Source organism: Streptomyces sp. NPDC007971 (assembly GCF_042958635.1).
Lineage (GTDB): Bacteria > Actinomycetota > Actinomycetes > Streptomycetales > Streptomycetaceae > Streptomyces.
Map to the genome: position 1 here is coordinate 1 of NZ_JBIBJK010000070.1, position 1,771 is coordinate 1,771.

General features: G+C 57.0%; 1 rRNA gene (cut by a window edge). It reads right to left on the reverse strand.

What is annotated here, in order from left to right:
• Window positions 1–1,771, reverse strand: a 23S ribosomal RNA gene (locus ACFZCP_RS45760); its annotated part runs 164 nt beyond the window's last position; the annotation flags it as partial.

Consider the following 1,771-nt stretch of genomic DNA (forward strand, 5'->3'; position numbering starts at 1 on the left):
AGCTAACCGGTCCCCTTAACGTTCCAGCACCGGGCAGGCGTCAGTCCGTATACATCGCCTTACGGCTTCGCACGGACCTGTGTTTTTAGTAAACAGTCGCTTCTCGCTGGTCTCTGCGGCCAACCCCAGCTCGAGGAGCAAGTCCTCTCACCAGAGCTGGCCCCCCTTCTCCCGAAGTTACGGGGGCATTTTGCCGAGTTCCTTAACCATAGTTCACCCGAACGCCTCGGTATTCTCTACCTGACCACCTGAGTCGGTTTAGGGTACGGGCCGCCATGAAACTCGCTAGAGGCTTTTCTCGACAGCATAGGATCATCCACTTCACCACAATCGGCTCGGCATCAGGTCTCAGCCGTATGCAAGGCGGATTTGCCTACCTTGCGGCCTACACCCTTACCCCGGGACAACCACCGCCCGGGCTGGACTACCTTCCTGCGTCACCCCATCACTCACCTACTGCAAGTCTGGTTCGTCGGCTCCACCACTCCCCTTTGCCCGAAGGCTCCGGGGCGGCTTCACGGACTTAGCATCGCCTGGTTCAATGTTTGACGCTTCACAGCGGGTACCGGAATATCAACCGGTTATCCATCGACTACGCCTGTCGGCCTCGCCTTAGGTCCCGACTTACCCTGGGCAGATCAGCTTGACCCAGGAACCCTTAGTCAATCGGCGCAAACGTTTCTCACGTTTGTATCGCTACTCATGCCTGCATTCTCACTCGTCAACCGTCCACAACTACCTTCCGGTGCTGCTTCACCCGGCAGACGACGCTCCCCTACCCATCACAACACCCGTTGGGGCTATATGCTGCAATGACACGACTTCGGCGGTACGCTTGAGCCCCGCTACATTGTCGGCGCGGAATCACTAGACCAGTGAGCTATTACGCACTCTTTCAAGGGTGGCTGCTTCTAAGCCAACCTCCTGGTTGTCTGTGCGACTCCACATCCTTTCCCACTTAGCGTACGCTTAGGGGCCTTAGTCGATGCTCTGGGCTGTTTCCCTCTCGACCATGGAGCTTATCCCCCACAGTCTCACTGCCGCGCTCTCACTTACCGGCATTCGGAGTTTGGCTAAGGTCAGTAACCCGGTAGGGCCCATCGCCTATCCAGTGCTCTACCTCCGGCAAGAAACACACGACGCTGCACCTAAATGCATTTCGGGGAGAACCAGCTATCACGGAGTTTGATTGGCCTTTCACCCCTAACCACAGGTCATCCCCCAGGTTTTCAACCCTGGTGGGTTCGGTCCTCCACGAAGTCTTACCTCCGCTTCAACCTGCCCATGGCTAGATCACTCCGCTTCGGGTCTTGAGCGTGCTACTCCATCGCCCTATTCGGACTCGCTTTCGCTACGGCTTCCCCACACGGGTTAACCTCGCAACACACCGCAAACTCGCAGGCTCATTCTTCAAAAGGCACGCAGTCACGAGATACAGCAAGCTGCATCCGACGCTCCCACGGCTTGTAGGCACACGGTTTCAGGTACTATTTCACTCCCCTCCCGGGGTACTTTTCACCATTCCCTCACGGTACTATCCGCTATCGGTCACCAGGGAATATTTAGGCTTAGCGGGTGGTCCCGCCAGATTCACACGGGATTTCTCGGGCCCCGTGCTACTTGGGTGTCTCTCAAACGAGCCGCTGACGTTTCGACTACGGGGGTCTTACCCTCTACGCCGGACCTTTCGCATGTCCTTCGTCTACATCAACGGTTTCTGACTCGTCCTGTTGCCGGCAGACAACAGAAGAGAGATCCCACAACCCCCACG